General features: G+C 65.1%; 3 protein-coding genes. All 3 read left to right on the forward strand.

What is annotated here, in order from left to right:
• The coding region (locus tag EOD07_RS29810) for a glycosyltransferase (RefSeq protein ID WP_127237878.1) at positions 1-749 on the forward strand (749 nt) is incomplete at its 5' end.
• Positions 718-2,037, forward strand: coding sequence for an O-antigen ligase (locus EOD07_RS29815; RefSeq protein WP_127237879.1), 1,320 nt, complete (start codon positions 718-720; stop codon positions 2,035-2,037). The genes EOD07_RS29810 and EOD07_RS29815, both read left to right, overlap by 32 nt.
• 81 nt (positions 2,038-2,118) lie before the next feature.
• The coding region (locus tag EOD07_RS29820) for a pyrroline-5-carboxylate reductase (RefSeq protein ID WP_164772667.1) at positions 2,119-2,694 on the forward strand (576 nt) is incomplete at its 3' end.

A 2,694-nucleotide genomic window follows, 5' to 3' on the forward strand; every position in this document is an offset into this window, starting at 1 on the left:
GCCTGGTGATCATCGCGCATGAGCGCGGCAATTGCAGCGCCTATAATGCCGGCTGGCAGACGGCGATCCTGCAGTTTCCCAATTTTCGCCACCTGCTGGTCATCGACGACGACGAGATCGCCGAGCCCGACTGGCTGGAGCGCATGTGTGGCGCCGCGGAGACGCTTCAAGCCGACATTGTCGGCGGCCCGCAGGTGCCCGTCTTTGCCGATGCCGCGCATGCCCGATGGGCCGAACATCCGGTCTTTGCGCCGCCCTATCGGGAAACAGGCCGGGTGCCGGCGCTCTATTCGTCCGGTAACCTTTTGGTCGGGCGCAACGTGCTCAAGGCCATGGGGCCGCCCTTCCTCGATCTCAGGTTCAATTTCATGGGTGGCGGCGATTCCGACTTCCTCAGCCGTTCCGCGCAGAAGGGCTTCGTGCTCGGCTGGTGCGCCGAGGCAAAGGTCAAGGAGACCGTGCCGGCCAGGCGCGTCGAGGCCGACTGGATCCGCGCCCGATCCTTGCGCAACGGCGTGATCTCGACGCTTGTCGAAAAGAAAAAGCGGGCCGGCACGCCGTTTGCCGGCCTCAAGGTTTTCCTCAAAAGCCTGGCGCTGCTCGCCGCTTCGCCGCTGCGTGGCGCCGTCCGGCTGGCGCGCACCGGCTCGCTGACGACTAGCCTCTACCCGGTCTATGTCGCGCTCGGCCGGGTGCTTGCCGAATTCGGATATGCCAATGAGCAGTATCGGCAGCCTGAGAAGAATTGAGCGCGCGCCGCTCGGCGCCGCCTTCACCAGGGAAGGTGTGGCGACGGCTGTCGCCGCGCTCTTGTTCACCGTCATCATGATCTCGTTCCGGCCCTTCCAGCCGGCGGGCGCGGAACTGACCGGCGACGGCGGCGACATCGTCAACCAGCTAGGCTTCGGCTCGCTCGGCGCGATCTCCATCTTCTCGCTGCTCGCCTTCGCCGACCCGCGCGTGGTGCGCTCGCTGGTCAGCCCCTCCTGGGCGCTGATGCTGGGGTTCTTCTTCCTGTCGGTGGTGCTCGCCACCGATCCGCCCGCGGCGATGCGCGCCGCCTCCTTCACCATGATCGGCATCATCACCATGGCGACGATCCTGGTGCTGCCGCGCGACGCCGACTCCTTCGCCAGGGTGATCATCTTCACCGCCGTCGTGGTGGTCGGCCTTTCCTATGTCGGCCTGGTCGTCTTCCCGCATGAGGCGCTGCACACCGCCGACTCGCAGGAGCCGGAGCATGCGGGCCTGTGGCGCGGCGTCTTCACCCACAAGAACATCGCCGGGCCGGTCATGGCCTGCTTCAGCTTCGCCGGGCTCTATCTGTTCCGGCGCGGCCAGCGCTGGTGGGGCGCCGGTATCTTCTGCGCGGCGATGGTGTTCATGCTCCACACCGGCTCCAAGACGACGGCCGGGCTGGTGCCGTTCTCCATCATGATCGTCGTGCTGCCCAGCCTCATCGGCATGCGCCTCGGCACGCCGATCCTGTTCGCGCTGGCGATCGTCGCGACCGCTGTCGGCACGCTCGGCATCGTCTTCATCGCGCCGGTGAAACATCTGGCGGCGATCTATTTCCCCGACCTCACCTATACGGGACGCACAACGCTTTGGGAGTTCGCCGGCGAGATGTTGGCGAAGAAACCATGGACCGGCTACGGCTACGAAAGCTTCTGGGGGACGCCGCTGCTGCTCAATCAGGACCAGCCCTTCGACCGCCCCTGGGACATCCGCACCATTGTGCACGGCCATGACGGCTATCTCGACATCGCCGTGCTGATGGGCATCCCGGCGCTGTGCGTCGCCGTCTACACCTTCCTGATCGCGCCCTTGCGCGATTACATGCGCATCCCGGCGCGCAAGGAAAACATCTTCCTTGGCGACTTCTTCATGATGGTGGTGCTGTTCACGGCACTGAACGCTTTCCTGGAAAGCTTCTTCTTCCACCGCGGCGATCCCGTCTGGCTGTTCTTCGTGCTGGGCGTGCTGGGCCTGAGACAAGTCTCGCTGCGGCCGATCCCGGTTCGCGTCTCCCACTAATTCTGGACAGTCGATCTCTCGCAGCTGGACTTTTCCTGCGCTCCGCAATTGTCTAAGGAAGCCTTCTTCTCGGAGGTTTTCATGACGATCAGGCTGGTTCTCGCCGGTTGCGGCAATATGGGTTACGCCATGCTCTCGGGCTGGCTGAAATCCGCCAAGCTCGAGCCGCAAGCGGTGTTCGTGGTCGAACCCAATGCCGAATTGCGCCAGCGCGCCGAACATCTCGGCTGCCGGACCGCGGCGGAGGCTTCAGCCATCCCGGCCAATGCCGTGCCCGATCTCGTCGTCATCGCCGTGAAGCCGCAGGTGATCCGCGAGGTGACGGCGCAGTACAAGCACTTCGGCGACGGCAGGACCAGTTTTCTCAGCATTGCCGCCGGCACGCCGGTCGCCACCTTCGAGGAAATCCTGGGCGAGCTCGCGCCGGTCATCCGCTGCATGCCGAACACGCCGGCGGCGATCGGCAAAGGCATGATGGTGGTGTTTTCCAACCCGCTGGTCTCCGACGATGTCCGGCGCTTCGTTGCCGAACTGCTTTCGGCCAGCGGCGTCGTGACGGCGATCGACGACGAGGGCCTCATGGACGCGGTGACGGCCGTCTCCGGCTCCGGCCCGGCCTATGTCTTCCACTTCATCGAGGCGCTGACGGTTGCGGCC

Source organism: Mesorhizobium sp. M2C.T.Ca.TU.002.02.1.1, assembly GCF_003997225.1.

Excerpts from the sequence above, each read along its gene's own strand:
- EOD07_RS29815 (WP_127237879.1), top strand. The coding sequence starts at position 718 with ATGAGCAGTATCGGCAGCCTGAGAAGAATTGAGCGCGCGCCGCTCGGC.